Below are 15,136 nucleotides of genomic sequence, written 5' to 3' on the forward strand. Positions count from 1 at the left end.
ATTCGTCCACTGGCTTATGACGGCTAACGGGCTGATTTTATTGGCTGCGCTGCAGCATGACCGCATAAAATCCATCCAGACCACCGGCAAAACCTTCGGTAGCCGGCAACATGGCCGGCGTCGTGCGGAAGGCGCCTTCCGGGGAAATCGCGTCTTCAAGGCCCGGCCAGTCTGCTGCGGCCACCGGAACGCGGCGGACATCCGGCATTTCGGCCAGGATACGCGCCACCATTGCCTCGCCTTCGAGCGGGTCGAGCGAGCAGTTGGAGAAAACGACGAGACCGCCCGGCTTGACGAGGGTCAGGGCATGCCGGAGCAGGCGCTCCTGCACCGTCGCCAGCTTGGCGATATTCTGCGGACCCTTGGTCCACAATACGTCGGGATGGCGACGCGTCGTTCCGGTGGACGAGCAGGGGGCATCGAGCAAAGCCGCGTCGAACAATTCTTCGGGCTTGAAGGAGGCCATGTCCGCTTCTACTGTCTGCGCCGAAAAACCGAGCCGCGCCAGATTGCCGTTGAGCCGCTTCAGGCGATTGGCGGAAAGATCGAGTGCCGTCACCTCGGCGCCGGCCAGGACAAGCTGGGCCGTCTTGCCGCCCGGAGCGGCGCAAAGATCGACGACACGCTTGCCGGCGAGCGGCCCGAACATCCGGGCCGGCAGGCTTGCGGCCGCATCCTGCACCCACCATTGCCCTTCCGAAAAACCGGGAAGATCGGCAACGCTGCCGTCGAAGGCGGCGAGCCGGACGCTGCCGGTCGGCAGCACGGTACCGCCGAGTTTTTCGGCCCAGAGCGCCGCATCGCCCTTGACCGTCAGGTCGATGGCGGCCGGGCTGGTCTGGGCTTCGGAAATACGCTCCGCCGCCTCACGACCATAGACGTCGCAAAGCCGGTCGAAAAACCACTGCGGCATGGCAGGAATGGCGGCGGTCTGCTGCAGCAGCGCATCCTTCTCCCGCGCCAGCCGGCGCAGGACGGCATTGACGAGACCGGCAAAACGCCGGTTGCGCGGATCACGATTGGCCTGCTCCACCGCAAGGTCCACCGCCGAATGATCCGGCACGTCGAGATAGAGGATCTGTGCTGCCGCGACAGTCAACACATGCTCCAGGGCACGAGCACCTTCCGGCAGCGGCGAATCGAGAAGCGACGACAGCATCGCGCCGAGCCTGGGCAGATGACGCAAGGCCGAATTGAGGATGGCCCGCACCAGAGCGCGGTCGGCATCACTCAGCGCCTTGTAGGCGGGGTTGCCGTTCTCGGCGTCGAGCATGCCGTCAAGCGATACCCTGCGATCGACCACGGCCGCAAGCAGCTTGGCTGCCGCTGCCCGCGCCTCGAGACCGGGCTTGTCGTCGAGGCCGCTCGGTGCGTTGGCGGTGGCAGGCTGCTTTTTGCGCGGCCGGCGAAATGCCGGCTTGTTCTGTGACGTCAAGACCAGGGACCTTTGGGTGGCTGAGAGTTGCCGCGACCCCAGCCTGTCGGCGGAACGGAGCGCGATTTACGCACCGCAGTATCAGCTTGCGGCGTCGGCGTCGAGGCCGGGCGGTTTTCCTGGGCCATACGCTGCAGCGCCGCGATGCGGTTTTCCGTGTTCGGATGGGTGGAGAACAGATTGTCCATACGTTCACCCGACAGCGGATTGATGATGAACATGTGCGCGGTCGCCGGATTGCGCTCTGCATCGTCGTTGTGAATGTGTTGCGCCGCGCCGGCGATCTTGGCAAGCGCCGAGGCAAGCCACAGCGGATTGCCACAGATCTCGGCGCCACGACGGTCGGCTGAATATTCCCGTGTCCGGCTGATCGCCATCTGCACCAGCATCGCCGCCAGCGGCGCGACGATCATGGCGATAATGACGCCGATCGCGCCGAACGGATTGTTGTTGTTGTTGCGATTGCCGCCGAAGATGAAGGCAAAGTTGCCGAGCATGGAGATCGCACCGGCCAGCGTCGCCGTGATCGTCATCGTCAGCGTGTCGCGGTTCTGCACATGCGCCAGTTCATGCGCCATGACACCGGCGACCTCCTGCGGGGTGAGGGCGCGCAAAAGGCCGGTCGAGGCGGCAACGGCGGCATTTTCCGGATTGCGGCCGGTGGCGAAGGCGTTCGGCTGCGGGCTGTCGTAGAGATAAACGCGCGGCATCGGCAGGCCGGCATTCTTGGAGAGATCGCGGATGATGCCGTAAAATTCCGGCGCATTGCGTTCGTCGATTTCCTGGGCATTGTAGGCCGAAAGCACCATGCGATCGGAATTCCAGTAGGAAAAGAAGTTCATGCCGGCCGCCACGACGAGGGCGATCAGCATCCCGGATTGCCCGCCGATCAGATAACCGACCCCCATGAACAGGGCTGTCATGAAGGCAAGCAGCATGGCAGTACGCATGAGATTCATCAGGGGTCTCCAAGGTTGTCGTCAGTCAGGTGGGCGGCGCGTTTTTCACCCGGCGCTTTCCTTTCGCCCGCAAGCCCCCTATGATTTGGCTATTCAGCCGCAATTTTCAATGTTTTTACGGAATACAGCCATGGCGGACGCCCAAGCCGACAATGACAACAGCGAAAGCTCCAGCACATTGCACGACACCGGCAAACACCTGCCTCCCGCCGCCTTGCGTGCGCTGAAGGAAGCGGAAGAGCGTCGCCGGGCCGAAACCGAAGCCGCATTGCCAAAAGAAATCGGCGGCCGCGGCGGCGCCGATCCCGCCCGCTTTGGTGACTGGGAAATCAACGGCCGAGCCATCGATTTCTAAGGATATAATTCCTATTGACGTCGCCGATTTTTAGGAATTATATCCTTTTATGGATATTTCCTCGAATCGAACGCAAAACGTCCTGCTGACTTGCCTTTTGGGCGGTATCGGATTGTTCATGGCGGCAGGCTCTGTCTGCGGCCGGGAGCAGGGTGTTGTTGCCGGTCCCGTCGAAGCGCAGGTCATCCGGGTTATCGATGGCGATACAATGCTGGTGGAGGCGCGGCCATGGCCGCAGCAGCGCATCGAGGTCTATGTGCGCTTGCGCGGCATCGATACGCCGGAACTGCGGGCGCATTGCGAGCAGTCGAGAAAAACCGCCCTGCAGGCGAAAAAGCTTCTGGCCGAGCTTGCCGCGGAAAATCCGACCCTTTGGCTCCGGGATATTTCGGGTGACAAATATTTCGGCCGTATCGTCGCAAACGTCACCTTCGAAAGCGGCTTGAATCCGGCTGAGGCACTTTTGTTTGCCGGATATGCAAAAGCCTATGACGGTGGACGAAAAGACGAAGACGAATGCCCGATGGTGAAAGAAGCCGCTTTTCCGTAATGCATGAAAAAAGCAGAAAGCCCGATTTCCTTTGAAGAAACCGGGCTTTTCATCGTGTCGCGGTACGATTGCTTATGCCGCGTCGGCGCGGTTCTGGCGGTTGGCGATCAGATCGTCGACGACGCCCGGATCGGCCAGTGTCGAGGTGTCGCCGAGGGCGCCGAAATCGTCCTCGGCGATCTTGCGCAGGATACGGCGCATGATCTTGCCGGAGCGGGTTTTCGGCAGGCCGGGGGCGAACTGGATTTTATCCGGCGTGGCGATCGGACCGATTTCCTTGCGAACGTGCTTGACCAGTTCCTGCCGCAAGGCATCCGTACCCTGTTCGCCGGCCATCAGAGAGACATAGCAGTAGATGCCCTGGCCCTTGAGGCCATGCGGATAGCCGACGACGGCAGCTTCCGAAACAAGGTGGTGCGAGACCAGCGCCGATTCGACTTCCGCCGTGCCGAGACGATGTCCCGAGACGTTGAGAACGTCATCGACGCGGCCGGTGATCCAGTAATATCCGTCCTCGTCGCGCCGGCATCCGTCGCCGGTGAAATATTTGCCCTTGTAGGTCGAGAAATAGGTCTGGATGAAGCGCTGGTGATCACCGTAGACGGAGCGCATCTGGCCGGGCCAGCTGTCGGTGATGCAGAGGTTGCCGTCGGCAGCGCCTTCCAGCACCTGGCCTTCATTGTCGACGAGTTGCGGCTGGACACCGAAGAACGGCTTTGTCGCAGAACCCGGCTTCAGATCGGTGACGCCCGGCAGTGGGCTGATTAGGATGCCACCGGTTTCCGTCTGCCACCAGGTATCGACGACCGGCGACTTCTGCTCGCCGACGACATTGTAATACCACTCCCAAGCTTCCGGATTGATCGGCTCGCCGACCGATCCGAGCAGCCGCAGCGAGGCGCGCGACGAGCGCTTGACGAAATGATCGCCGGCACCCATCAGGGCGCGGATCGCCGTCGGCGCGGTGTAGAAGATATTGACCTTGTGCTTGTCGATGACTTCCCAGAAACGGCCCTGGTCAGGGAAATTCGGCACGCCTTCAAACATCAGCGTCGTCGCCGCATTGGCGAGCGGACCGTAGACGATATAGGAGTGACCGGTGACCCAGCCCACATCCGCCGTGCACCAGTAGACGTCGCCATCGCGGTAATCGAAGACGTATTGATGCGTCATCGAGGCGTAGACGAGATAGCCGCCGGTGGTGTGCAGCACGCCCTTCGGCTTGCCGGTAGAACCCGAGGTGTAGAGGATGAAAAGCGGATCTTCCGCCTTCATCTTCACCGGCGGGCAATCCGGCTTCACCGTGGTGATTTCCTGGTGATACCAGATGTCGCGACCCGGCGCCCAGCCCGTCTTGCCGCCGGTGCGGCGCACGACGAGCACCTTGTTGACGATCACGTGGTTCTTTGCGGCGATGTCGATGGCGGTGTCGGTGTTTTCCTTGAGCGGGATCGGCTTGCCACCGCGCACGCCTTCATCGCAGGTGATGACGAAGGTCGATTCGCAGTCGACGATACGGCCGGCCAATGCATCGGGGGAGAAGCCACCGAAGACCACGGAATGAATGGCGCCGATACGGGCGCAGGCCAGCATCGCATAAGCCGCTTCCGGGATCATCGGCATGTAGATGGTCACCCGGTCGCCCTTCTTGACGCCGTGCTTCTTCAGCACATTGGCGAGGCGACACACCTGGTCGTAGAGCTGGTTGTAGGTGATCTTCTTGTCGATATAGGGATTGTCGCCTTCCCAGATGATCGCGGTCTTTTCACCATGCGTCTTCAGGTGGCGGTCGATGCAGTTGTAGGAGACGTTGGTAATGCCGTCTTCATACCACTTGATGGAAACCTTGCCGGTGAACGACGTGTTCTTGACCTTGGTATAGGGCTTGAACCAGTCGATCCGCTTGCCATGCTTGCCCCAGAAGCGATCAGGATCTTCGACGCTCTCGGTATACCATTTCTGATAGGTATCGCTGTCGATGAGCGCGCGGCTTTTTGCCGATTTAAGAACCGGATAAAGCTTGGCTGACATGAACTCCTCCCTCATGTTGATGCCATTATGTATGTGCGACCTTCATAGCAGGTCAACCCGTTCCGGCAATTAGACAAAGGTCATTTGTCTCTTGGAGAATTGCAATTATGACACAATGCCTATATAGAGCAGTCTAATTTCCGGAAATTTGTGGTCATACCACGTCCCGCGACCCCGGCGCGGGCCGACAGAAGGACTATATCCATGGCTCAACAACTGCTCATGCCGAAGGCGACGGCCGTGTGGCTGGTCGATAACACCGCATTGTCTTTCGACCAGATCGCCCAGTTCTGCAAACTGCACCCGCTGGAAGTGAAGGCGATTGCCGACGGTGAAGCTTCGCAGGGCATCAAGGGCCTCGACCCGATCTCGACCGGCCAGCTTTCGCGCGAAGAAATCGCCCGCGGCGAAGCAAACATCAACCACAAGCTCAAGCTTTCCGATCCCAAGGTCCGCGTACCGGAATCGAAGCGCAAAGGCCCACGCTACACGCCGGTTTCCAAGCGCCAGGATCGTCCGAATGCCATCCTGTGGCTGGTGCGCAACCATCCCGAACTCAAGGACGCCCAGATCTCCCGCCTCGTCGGCACCACCAAGTCGACGATCGAGCAGATCCGCGAGCGCACACACTGGAACGCCGCCAACCTGACGCCGATGGATCCGGTGACGCTGGGCCTGTGCAGCCAGATCGATCTCGATTTCGAAGTGGAAAAGGCCGCCAAGGGCCGTCCGCTGCCGACCGCCGCCGAACTCGGCGCCACCCTGCAGCCGACCCAGGAAACCGAACGCCTCGGCTTCAGCTATGAGCGGGAAGAAGAAAAAGAAATCGACGCCGACGCCGTTTTCGCCAAGCTCAAGTCGCTCAAGTCGACGCGCACCGACGAAGACGAGGACGATCAGTACTGATCGTTCCCGACGGAATACAAAAAGCCCGGCCATCGCGCCGGGCTTTTTTCGTTTGCCTCAACCGGGATGCAGGCCGCGTCCCTGCAACACGGCGGTGATCTCGTCCAAAATGACCGGATCGTCGATGGTTGCCGGCATTTTCCACGGCAGCCCATCTGCGATCTTCTGCATGGTGCCGCGCAGGATCTTTCCGGATCGGGTTTTTGGCAGGCGCTGGACGATCATGACCGACTTGAAGGCGGCGACCGGGCCGATCTCCTGGCGGACCAGCGAAATTACCTCCCGCTCGATATCTCCGACATCCCGCGCCACCTTGTTTTTCAGCACCAGGAAACCGCATGGTACCTGACCCTTCAATTCGTCGGCAATGCCGATGACGGCGCATTCGGCGACATCGGGATGCAGGGCGCAAGCCTCTTCCATCGCACCGGTCGACAGGCGGTGGCCAGCGCAATTGATGATATCGTCGGTGCGCGCCATGATGAACATGTAGCCGTCGTCATCCATGTAGCCGGCATCGGCGGTCTTGTAGTAACCCGGAAACTCCTGCAGGCAGGCGGCGCGAAACCGGTCGTCGGCATTCCAGAACGTTACGAGATTGCCGGGCGGCAGCGGCAGCCGGATAACGATATTGCCGAGTGTGCCTGCCGGTACCGGATGGCCTTGATCGTCCAGCACCTCGATCGTGTAGCCGGGCAGGGGAACGGAAGGCGAGCCGTATTTCACCGGCAGCAATCCCAGTCCCAGCGGATTGGCGGCCACCGGCCAACCGGTTTCCGTCTGCCACCAATGATCGATCACCGGCACATTCAGGATACGCTCGGCCCATTTAATCGTTTCGGAATCGGCTCGCTCACCGGCGAGAAACAGGGCGCGAAAACCGGACAGATCGTATTTCAGGGCGTACTCCCCCTCCGGATCGTCGCGACGGATGGCCCGGAAGGCCGTCGGTGCCGTGAACATTACCTTGACGTCGTGATCGGAAATCACCCGCCAATAGGTGCCGGCATCGGGCGTGCCGACCGGCTTGCCCTCGAACAGGATGGTGGTGTTTCCCGCCAGCAGCGGCCCATAGACGATGTAGGAATGGCCGACCACCCAGCCGATATCGGAGGCCGCCCAGAAGACCTCGCCAGGCTTGACGCCATAGATGTTCTCCATGCTCCACTTCAACGCCACCATGTGGCCGCCATTGTCGCGGACCACGCCCTTCGGCTGGCCGGTCGTGCCGGAAGTATAGAGAATATAGAGCGGATCGGTGGCCTTGACCGGCGTGCAGGCAACGCTGGCGCCAGCGGCCTTTTCCGCGGCCACTGCTGTGTCAAAGTCGACATCGCGGCCGGGTTTCAGCTCGGCCTGCAATTCCGGACGTTGCAGCACCAGGCAATGTTCCGGCTTTATCCTGGCGATCTCGATCGCCTGATTGACCAGCGGCATGTAGGCGACGCTGCGCCCCGGCTCCAGCCCGCAGCTTGCGGCAATGATCAGCTTGGCATCAAAATCGTCGATACGGGTTGCCAGCTCATGTGCTGCAAAACCACCGAAGACGACGGAATGGATAGCACCGAGGCGAGCGCAGGCCAGCATCGAAAACACCGCTTCGGGAACCATCGGCATGTAAAGGATGACACGGTCGCCCTTGCCGACGCCGAGGCGGCGCAGGGCGGCGGCAACCGCGACAACCTCGGCCAGCATCTCGTCATAGGTGAAGGTGGCGACCTTGCCCGTCATCGGGCTGTCGTAGATGAGGGCTTTCTGGCCGCCGCGGCCTTCCGCGATATTCCGGTCGAGGCAGTTGAAACAGGTGTTGGTTTCCCCGCCGGCGAACCAGCGGCCGTAAACGCCATCTGCAGCATCGAAAACCTGGTCGAACGGTTTCGACCAATCGAGCGTTTCGGCGATTCCCCTCCAGAAACCCTCCGAATCGGCCTGCCACGCCGCATAGGTCTGGGCATATGTGCTTTGCATTCTTTCCTCCCGGTATGCAAACGCCAAGCTGTAAACAGCCTAGACCCATTTACCGGGGGAATACAGGGCCTGGAAAGCAAGACCAAAGCCCTAGGCATAAAGACCAATCAGCGGCTGCCGAAAATCGCCGATCCGACCCGGACGCCAGTGGCGCCGAAGGCAATCGCCGTCTCGTAATCGCCGGACATGCCCATCGACAGTTTTTCGATGCCCGCCTCGGCGGCCAGTCGTGCCAGAAGGGCAAAATGCGGCCCGGGATTTTCATCTGCCGGCGGAATGCACATCAGCCCTTCGATCTCCAGCGCCAGTTCGCCGCGGCAAAGCGCAACGAAAGCCGGCAACTCATCCGGTGCGATGCCGGCTTTCTGCGGCTCCAGGCCGGTATTGACCTGGATATAGAGGCGAGGCGCTCGCCCCTGCCGTTTCATTTCCGCAGCGAGCGCGCGGGCGATTTTTTCCCGGTCCACGGTCTCGATGACGTCGAACAGCGCCACCGCTTCCGCCGCCTTGTTGGATTGCAGCGGCCCGATGAGATGCAGCTCGATCCCTGCGGTTTCCGCCTTGAGGTCCGGCCACTTGCCCTGACTTTCCTGAACGCGGTTCTCGCCGAAGACCCGTTGGCCGGCGGCAATCGCCGGACGGATATCGTCGGCCTCGAAGGTCTTGGAGACGGCAACGAGCGTTACCGACCCCACGGAGCGGCCTGCTTCCCGTTCGGCGGCCGCAATACGGCTTTTCACCGCGTCGAGACGTTCTTGCAATTGCGTCATGCCATCCTCATCTGTCGAACAATTCTTTGCGCTTAGCTAAACCCTCGCCTCACCGTTGCCAAGCTTCGGTGCTCCATCGATGATAAACTTTGCCTGACCCAGACCGCTGAAAACTTGACGCTTCGACGGTTTCATGATGAAGGTCACGGCCAATTCTCCCTGATTTCCTGGAATATCGATCCCATGGCCTCCGAACGTTATAATCCGCGCGACACCGAACCCCGTTGGCAGAAGACGTGGAACGAAAACAGCGTTTTCGTCACCGACAACAACGACCCGCGCGAAAAATATTACGTCCTCGAAATGTTCCCTTATCCTTCGGGCCGGGTGCATATGGGCCATGTGCGCAACTATGCCATGGGTGACGTCGTCGCCCGCTACAAGCGCGCCCGCGGTTACAATGTATTGCATCCGATGGGCTGGGACGCCTTCGGCATGCCTGCGGAAAATGCCGCCATGCAGAACAAGGTCCATCCCAAGGACTGGACCTACCAGAACATCGCGACGATGCGCAACCAGCTGAAGTCGATGGGCCTGTCGCTCGACTGGAGCCGTGAATTCGCCACCTGCGACGTCGAATATTACCACCGCCAGCAGCACCTGTTCCTCGATTTCCTCGAAAAGGACCTCGTCTACCGCAAGCAGTCCAAGGTTAACTGGGACCCGGTAGACAACACGGTTCTCGCCAACGAGCAGGTGATCGACGGGCGCGGCTGGCGCTCCGGCGCGCTGGTGGAACAGCGCGAGCTGACGCAATGGTTCTTCAAGATCACCGATTTCAGCCAGGACCTGCTGGACGCGCTCGATACGCTCGACCAGTGGCCTGAAAAAGTGCGGGTGATGCAGAAGAACTGGATCGGCCGTTCGGAAGGCATGGCGATCCGCTGGGAAGTCGTCGACGGCACCTCGCCGGCAGGCACGCGCGAGGTCACCGTTTACACGACCCGTCCGGACACGCTGTTCGGCGCCTCTTTCCTGGCGATCGCCGCCGACCACCCGCTGGCCAAGGAAGCCGCTGCCGGCAATGCCGAGATCGAGGCCTTCGCCGAAGAATGCCGCCGCGCCGGTACCTCGGTCGCTGTTCTGGAAACGGCGGAAAAGAAGGGCATGGACACCGGCATCCGCGTGAAACATCCGCTGGACCCCTCGTGGGAGTTGCCCGTCTACATCGCCAATTTCGTGCTGATGGACTACGGCACCGGCGCGATTTTTGGCTGCCCCGCCGGCGACCAGCGCGACCTGGACTTCGCCCGCAAGTATGATCTGCCAGTCACGGCTGTGGTGATGCCGAAGGACGGCGATCCCGCAAGTTTTGCCATCGGCAACGAAGCCTATGTCGATGACGGCGTGATGATCAATTCCCGCTTCCTCGACGGCATGACGACCGACGCGGCATTTAATGCCGTGGCCGAAAGGCTGAGCACCCAGCTTCTCGGCAATCAGCCGCAGGGCGAGCGCAAGGTGAATTTCCGCCTGCGCGATTGGGGCATTTCCCGCCAGCGTTATTGGGGCTGCCCCATCCCCGTCATCCATTGCGACGATTGCGGTGTCGTGCCGGTGCCGAAGAAGGACCTGCCGGTCAAGCTGCCCGACGACGTCACCTTCGACAAGCCGGGCAATCCGCTCGACCGCCATCCGACCTGGCGTCATGTCGCCTGCCCGAACTGCGGCAAGGATGCCCGCCGCGAAACCGATACGATGGACACCTTCGTCGATTCCAGCTGGTATTTCGCCCGCTTCACGGCACCATGGGAAAACGAGCCGACCGCGCCGGATATCGCCAATCGCTGGTTGCCTGTCGATCAGTATATCGGCGGCATCGAGCATGCGATCCTGCATCTGCTCTATTCGCGCTTCTTCACCCGCGCCATGCGCGAGACCGGCCACCTCGACCTCAAGGAACCCTTCAAGGGCCTGTTCACCCAGGGCATGGTCGTCCACGAAACCTACAGCCGCGGCGAAGGCACGTCGCGCGAATGGATCGCTCCAGCCGATATCCGCATCGACGAGGTGGACGGCCAGCGCCGTGCCGTCCTTTTGTCGACCGGTGAGGAGCTGAAGATCGGCTCGATCGAAAAAATGTCGAAGTCGAAGAAGAACGTCGTCGATCCCGACGACATCATTGCCTCCTACGGTGCCGATACCGCGCGCTTCTTCGTGCTCTCCGACTCACCGCCGGATCGTGACGTCATCTGGTCCGAAGCCGGCGTCGAAGGCGCCCATCGCTTCGTTCAGCGCGTCTGGCGCCTGATATCAGAAGCGGCCGAACAGCTTCGCAAGGTTAAGTCGAATCCGGCTAAAGAAGGTGAAGCTCTCGCCATTTCGCAGGCCGCGCACAAGGCACTGCAAGCGGTTCAGGGCGATTTCGACAAGCTGAACTTCAACAAGGCCGTCGCGCGCATCTACGAAATGGTCAATGCGGTCGCGGTCCCTTTCGCCAATGTTGCTGCCGGCAAGGCTGACGAAACATATGCAGCTGCCGTTCGCGAAGCGGCAGAGATCCTCATTCTGCTGATTGCGCCGATGACGCCGCATCTGGCGGAGGAATGCTGGGCAGCACTCGGCAATGAAGGCCTGGTGGCCCAGGCTGCCTGGCCGGCTTTCGATGCCGCACTTGTGATCGACAGCGAGATCGTCCTGCCGGTGCAGATCAACGGCAAGAAGCGCGCCGAATTGACAATCGCGCGCGATGCGGACCAGAATGCCGTCCAGCAGGCCGTGCTCGCGCTTGACGCCGTGCAGACAGCTCTTGCCGGTCAGACGCCGAAGAAGATCATCGTGGTACCGCAAAGGATCGTAAACATTGTCGTTTGATGCGAGCGTGAAACTTCTCCGGAAAGGCAGCACCGCTGTCGTTATCGCCCTGGCGCTGCTTGCAAGCAGCTGCCAGGTGCGCCCACTTTATTCCGAATCGACCGGTGTCGCCCAGAATCTGGCGGCGATCTCCTATTCGCCGGCCGGCAGCCGCGTCGGACAGCAGGTCCGCAACCGATTGATCTTCCTGACATCCGGGGGCGCCGGCGAACCGGCCAAAGCCGATTACGAGGTGCAGCTGACCGTCGCCAGCTACGTCACAGGCGTTCTCCTGGTGGAATCCTCCGATACGGCCCGCGCCGGTCAGATCGTCGTCAATGGCGACTATACGATGCGACGCGTTTCGGACGGCCAGGTGCTGCGCACCGGGCATCGTTCGGCCACGTCGCTGGTGGATTTCCCCGTACAGGAATTTGCCAAGCTGCGCGCCATTCGCGATGCCGAAAATCGTGCCGCGCGGGAACTGGCAGAGCTGATCCGGACCGATCTGGCCATTGCGCTCGGCCGGTAAGGCTGTTCCATGGCGGAAGTGAAGTCTCACGAGTTCGATCAGTTTCTGCGGAACTCCACGCGGCTTTACCGTATCTTTCTTATCTATGGCCCGGATCGCGGCCTGGTGTCGGAACGCGCCGGCCTTATCGCCGCTGGAACCAAAGTTCCCGCCGACGATCCCTTTGCTTTCGTCAAGCTCGACGTGACCGACCTGCACGGCAATGCCGGCCGGTTACTCGACGAAGCCTATGCCATCGGCCTTTTCGGCGGTCAGCGGCTGATCTGGTTGCGCGGCGTTGCCAATGAAAAGGCCGTCATCGAGGCCGTGCAAGCGCTGATCGACAAACCTTCGGAAGATTGTTCGCTGATTATCGAGGCGGGCGACCTGAAGAAAGGTGTCGGATTGCGCAAGATCGCCGATGGCGCCCGCAGCATTGCCTCCATCCCCTGTTATGCCGACGACGGCAGGGCCTTGAACGCCCTCGTCGACGCCGAGCTTGCGGCCGAAAACCTGCGGATCACCCCGGCGGCCCGCCATCTGCTTCTGGAGTTTCTGGGTGGCGACCGGATCGCGTCACGCAACGAGATCCAGAAGCTGGCGCTCTATTGCCGCGGCCTGGAGACGGTCGACGAACAGCACGTCTTCGACATCATCGGCGATGCCAGCGCCATATCCGCAGATGACGCGGTGGACGCCGTACTCAAGGGTGACAAGGAGGGTTTCCTGCATGAAACCCGCAAGATCATCACTTCGAAGATGTCGATCTTCCTGGTTCTGCAAAGTTGCCTGCGGCAATTGCAGCTCCTGGATGCCATGCGTGCGGAAATGGATGAGAAAAATACGCAGCCGGCCCAGATCATGCAAACCCAGGGCCGTCACCTGCATTTTCGCCGGAAACCGGTCATCGAGGCTTTGCTGAAAAGCTGGTCAGCCGCAACGATCGCCCGTGAAATGAACCGCGTACAATCTGCCATCCTGCAGACGCGGCAGCGTCAAAGCCTGGAAGAAAGTATCGCGCTGCAAACGTTGCTTGCAGTCGTCTTGCAGGCTAGTCGCAAAGGTTGAGCGACACTATCCGAAGAACAGTGTACGGCCTGTTTCACAGCTCAGGAAGCAAGGTCACAGCGTCATATCGCCGGAATCAACGCCGCTCCAATAGCCGGCAAACGTCTTCCAGCTGTTCCAGCGTCTTATAGGCGATTTTGATCTGCCCGCCGCTGCCACGATGGTTTATGCTGACATCCAGGCCCAGCGCATCCGACAAGGTGCGTTCCAATGCAAGCGTATCCGAATCCTTCTCCTCGCGGCGTGAAACGCCGTAGGCCGGATCGTTCTGCGCCTTGATATCGTTCTGCGCCAGCCGTTCAGCGTCGCGCACCGACATGCCCTTGGAAACGATCGTCTTTGCAAGCACGGTCGGATCGGATGTCGAAACGAGTGCACGCGCATGCCCCGCCGACAATGAGCCCGCAGCCAGCATGTCCCGCACAGGATCGGGCAATTTGAGCAATCGAAGGCTGTTCGCCACGTGACTCCGGCTCTTGCCGATGATTTCACCGAGATCGTTCTGGGTGTAGCCGTGCTCGGCAATCAACTGTTCGTATCCAAGCGCCTCTTCCAGCGGGTTGAGATCCGAACGCTGCACGTTTTCGACGATGGCGATCTCAAGCGCGGTGCGATCATCGACATCACGCACGATGACCGGTATCTCGACAAGCCCGGCCAGTTGCGCCGCCCGCCAGCGCCGTTCGCCAGCAATAATCTCATAACGATCCGATGCCGCCGTACGCACAACGACCGGTTGAACAATGCCGTGCTGGCGAATGGAACTCGCCAGATCCTGCAATTCGTCTTCATTAAAATAACGACGCGGATTCTTCGGGTTCCGGCTCACGAACTCGATCGGGATCATGCGATCGGGATTGACACCAGCCTTGTTTCCGCCAACCGGAAGCGGCTGGTCCATTTCACCAATCAGCGCGGCCAGACCACGGCCGAGGCGGCGTTTGGAGATATCGTCGTTCATGCTGCACTCTCATTATCGGCGGGCCCGACAGGTTTCAGGCCGCTTTCCTTTGGCGTTCACGCTGGATGACTTCGGAAGCAAGCTGGAGATAGGCCTGGCTGCCGGCACACTTCAAATCATAAAGAATCGCGGGTTTACCATAAGACGGCGCCTCCGAGACCCGCACGTTCCGCGGTATCAACGTGTGATACACCTTCTCGCCCAAGTGACTGCGGACGTCATGAACAACCTGTTGCGCAAGATTGTTGCGGGCATCGAACATAGTCAAAACGATACCTTGGATATCCAAGGCAGGATTGACCGTCTGGCGGATCTGGCCAACGGTTTCCAGAAGCTGGCTCAAACCCTCGAGCGCAAAGAACTCGCACTGCAGCGGCACCAGCACCGAATGGGCGGCAGCCATGGCATTCATTGTCAGCAGATTGAAGGAGGGCGGGCAATCCACCAGAATGTAAGAAAATGCCAGCGCCTCATCCTGCTGCAGGGCGCGCCGGAGTCGGAATACACGATCGCTCTTTTGCGCGATCTCCATCTCGAAACCGAGGAGATCCATGGTTGACGGCACGATATAGAGATTGGGAACCGCGGTTTCCACCACCGTCTCCAATATGCCATGCGATCCCATCAGCAAATCATAGGAGGATAGTTTACGATCGCGACGATCGATGCCCAGCCCTGTGCTTGCATTGCCTTGCGGATCGAGATCGACGATCAAAACGCGCTCACCGATCGCAGCCAAGGCCGTCGCAAGGTTGATCGCGGTTGTCGTCTTGCCGACGCCACCTTTTTGATTCGCAATGGTGATGATGCGATTCTTCTCGCTTGCCAT

At 60.5% G+C, this 15,136-nt stretch carries 13 protein-coding genes; 6 read left to right on the forward strand and 7 right to left on the reverse strand.

Annotated elements, in window-relative coordinates; genetic code table 11:
• Positions 1–37: 37 nt before the first annotated feature.
• Complete coding sequence (locus ACSQ3I_RS09440; protein WP_435998345.1) at positions 38–1,441, reverse strand: RsmB/NOP family class I SAM-dependent RNA methyltransferase; 1,404 nt, start codon at positions 1,439–1,441, stop codon at positions 38–40.
• Positions 1,432–2,394 carry a zinc metalloprotease HtpX gene (gene htpX / locus ACSQ3I_RS09445; RefSeq protein ID WP_435998185.1) on the reverse strand — a complete coding sequence of 321 codons (963 nt, stop codon included), beginning with the start codon at positions 2,392–2,394 and terminating at the stop codon, positions 1,432–1,434. Before htpX ends, ACSQ3I_RS09440 begins: the two co-directional genes overlap by 10 nt.
• Positions 2,395–2,524: 130 nt before the next feature.
• On the opposite strand from htpX, the gene ACSQ3I_RS09450 reads away from it, so the two are divergent.
• Positions 2,525–2,749: a DUF1674 domain-containing protein gene (locus tag ACSQ3I_RS09450; protein ID WP_435998347.1), complete on the forward strand. Its 225-nt coding sequence runs from the start codon at positions 2,525–2,527 to the stop codon at positions 2,747–2,749.
• A 118-nt stretch (positions 2,750–2,867) separates the two neighbouring features.
• The gene (locus ACSQ3I_RS09455) at positions 2,868–3,299 is read left to right on the forward strand and encodes a thermonuclease family protein (RefSeq protein ID WP_435998187.1); all 432 of its coding nucleotides are present in this window, start codon (positions 2,868–2,870) and stop codon (positions 3,297–3,299) included.
• A gap of 72 nt (positions 3,300–3,371) precedes the next feature.
• On the opposite strand, the gene acs is transcribed toward ACSQ3I_RS09455, so the two are convergent.
• Positions 3,372–5,330 (reverse strand): acetate--CoA ligase, encoded by a 1,959-nt coding sequence (gene acs / locus ACSQ3I_RS09460; protein WP_435998189.1) that lies wholly within the window; start codon positions 5,328–5,330, stop codon positions 3,372–3,374.
• A 204-nt stretch (positions 5,331–5,534) separates the two neighbouring features.
• Here acs and ACSQ3I_RS09465 point away from each other — a divergent pair, with 204 nt between their 5' ends.
• Positions 5,535–6,236 carry a DUF1013 domain-containing protein gene (locus ACSQ3I_RS09465; RefSeq protein ID WP_435998191.1) on the forward strand — a complete coding sequence of 234 codons (702 nt, stop codon included), beginning with the start codon at positions 5,535–5,537 and terminating at the stop codon, positions 6,234–6,236.
• 57 nt (positions 6,237–6,293) lie between these two features.
• Here ACSQ3I_RS09465 and ACSQ3I_RS09470 read toward each other — a convergent pair whose 3' ends face one another.
• On the reverse strand, positions 6,294–8,204 hold the full coding sequence (locus ACSQ3I_RS09470; RefSeq protein WP_435998193.1) for an AMP-binding protein: 1,911 nt from the start codon (positions 8,202–8,204) through the stop codon (positions 6,294–6,296).
• 107 nt (positions 8,205–8,311) lie between these two features.
• Entirely contained in the window at positions 8,312–8,974 is a 663-nt protein-coding gene (locus tag ACSQ3I_RS09475; protein WP_435998194.1) for a YggS family pyridoxal phosphate-dependent enzyme, read from the reverse strand.
• Positions 8,975–9,157: 183 nt separating this feature from the next.
• On the opposite strand from ACSQ3I_RS09475, the gene leuS reads away from it, so the two are divergent.
• The 3 genes from leuS to holA are packed head-to-tail and all read left to right on the forward strand — an operon-like array spanning position 9,158 to position 13,346.
• Complete coding sequence (leuS, locus tag ACSQ3I_RS09480) at positions 9,158–11,788, forward strand: leucine--tRNA ligase (protein WP_435998196.1); 2,631 nt, start codon at positions 9,158–9,160, stop codon at positions 11,786–11,788.
• Positions 11,778–12,299 carry an LPS assembly lipoprotein LptE gene (gene lptE, locus ACSQ3I_RS09485; protein WP_435998198.1) on the forward strand — a complete coding sequence of 174 codons (522 nt, stop codon included), beginning with the start codon at positions 11,778–11,780 and terminating at the stop codon, positions 12,297–12,299. Before leuS ends, lptE begins: the two co-directional genes overlap by 11 nt.
• 9 nt (positions 12,300–12,308) lie before the next feature.
• Positions 12,309–13,346, forward strand: a complete 1,038-nt coding sequence (gene holA, locus ACSQ3I_RS09490) for a DNA polymerase III subunit delta (protein ID WP_435998200.1) — start codon at positions 12,309–12,311, stop codon at positions 13,344–13,346.
• Between the two features lie 76 nt (positions 13,347–13,422).
• Here holA and ACSQ3I_RS09495 read toward each other — a convergent pair whose 3' ends face one another.
• Complete coding sequence (locus ACSQ3I_RS09495; RefSeq protein ID WP_435998202.1) at positions 13,423–14,307, reverse strand: ParB/RepB/Spo0J family partition protein; 885 nt, start codon at positions 14,305–14,307, stop codon at positions 13,423–13,425.
• Between the two features lie 34 nt (positions 14,308–14,341).
• Positions 14,342–15,136: a ParA family protein gene (locus ACSQ3I_RS09500; RefSeq protein ID WP_109461847.1), complete on the reverse strand. Its 795-nt coding sequence runs from the start codon at positions 15,134–15,136 to the stop codon at positions 14,342–14,344.

Source organism: Rhizobium sp. LjRoot30, from assembly GCF_964253915.1.
In the GTDB taxonomy this organism is placed as follows: Bacteria; Pseudomonadota; Alphaproteobacteria; order Rhizobiales; family Rhizobiaceae; genus Metarhizobium.

Excerpts from the sequence above, each read along its gene's own strand:
- ACSQ3I_RS09500 (WP_109461847.1), bottom strand. The coding sequence starts at position 15,136 with ATGGCAAGCGAGAAGAATCGCATCATCACCATTGCGAATCAAAAAGGT.
- ACSQ3I_RS09475 (WP_435998194.1), bottom strand. The coding sequence starts at position 8,974 with ATGACGCAATTGCAAGAACGTCTCGACGCGGTGAAAAGCCGTATTGCG.
- htpX (WP_435998185.1), bottom strand. The coding sequence starts at position 2,394 with ATGAATCTCATGCGTACTGCCATGCTGCTTGCCTTCATGACAGCCCTG.
- ACSQ3I_RS09455 (WP_435998187.1), top strand. The coding sequence starts at position 2,868 with ATGGCGGCAGGCTCTGTCTGCGGCCGGGAGCAGGGTGTTGTTGCCGGT.
- acs (WP_435998189.1), bottom strand. The coding sequence starts at position 5,330 with ATGTCAGCCAAGCTTTATCCGGTTCTTAAATCGGCAAAAAGCCGCGCG.
- ACSQ3I_RS09465 (WP_435998191.1), top strand. The coding sequence starts at position 5,535 with ATGGCTCAACAACTGCTCATGCCGAAGGCGACGGCCGTGTGGCTGGTC.
- ACSQ3I_RS09470 (WP_435998193.1), bottom strand. The coding sequence starts at position 8,204 with ATGCAAAGCACATATGCCCAGACCTATGCGGCGTGGCAGGCCGATTCG.
- leuS (WP_435998196.1), top strand. The coding sequence starts at position 9,158 with ATGGCCTCCGAACGTTATAATCCGCGCGACACCGAACCCCGTTGGCAG.
- holA (WP_435998200.1), top strand. The coding sequence starts at position 12,309 with ATGGCGGAAGTGAAGTCTCACGAGTTCGATCAGTTTCTGCGGAACTCC.
- ACSQ3I_RS09495 (WP_435998202.1), bottom strand. The coding sequence starts at position 14,307 with ATGAACGACGATATCTCCAAACGCCGCCTCGGCCGTGGTCTGGCCGCG.
- ACSQ3I_RS09450 (WP_435998347.1), top strand. The coding sequence starts at position 2,525 with ATGGCGGACGCCCAAGCCGACAATGACAACAGCGAAAGCTCCAGCACA.